This is a genomic window from Paenibacillus forsythiae T98, from assembly GCF_000520735.1.
Taxonomy (GTDB): Bacteria; Bacillota; Bacilli; order Paenibacillales; family Paenibacillaceae; genus Paenibacillus_AQ; species Paenibacillus_AQ forsythiae.
In genome coordinates this window covers 1-362 of the sequence record NZ_ASSC01000688.1, presented here as the reverse complement: position 1 = coordinate 362, position 362 = coordinate 1, and the positions used below count along the sequence as shown (strand labels likewise).

The following is a 362-nucleotide window of genomic DNA, read 5'->3' as shown; positions in this document are numbered from 1 at the left end:
GCTTGGGTCGCCTTTTTCATAAATTCGACATACTGGGATTCCAGCAGTTGCTTCGCTTTAAGACGCGCTTCAAGATCCACATACTCTTCGGAAACGTCCTGCCCCTCAATGCTGCGCTGAAGCGATTCATTCTTGATCTTCTCCAGATTGTCCAGGAAGGAAGAGAAGCCGGAAGCCGGGATCTTGACGAGAAACGTGCCGCCATGCTCGGAATCGGACAGCGTTTCCGTAAATCCGAGAATATAGCCCCGGGCAAGATTGACCATATTTCGCACTTCCGTCTGCGCTTGTTCGTAATTCTCCACTTCCATGTTGAGATTGGCGCGGTAAATGAGCTTTTTGTTCAAGCCGGCGGCCACATC

The 362-nt window shown here is 50.8% G+C and carries 1 protein-coding gene; it reads right to left on the bottom strand.

Features of this window, described 5'->3' with window-relative positions:
- Nucleotides 1-347: DUF4349 domain-containing protein (locus L692_RS0121195; protein ID WP_232238836.1), on the bottom strand; the 347-nt coding region annotated here is incomplete at its 3' end.
- Nucleotides 348-362 lie beyond the last annotated feature (15 nt).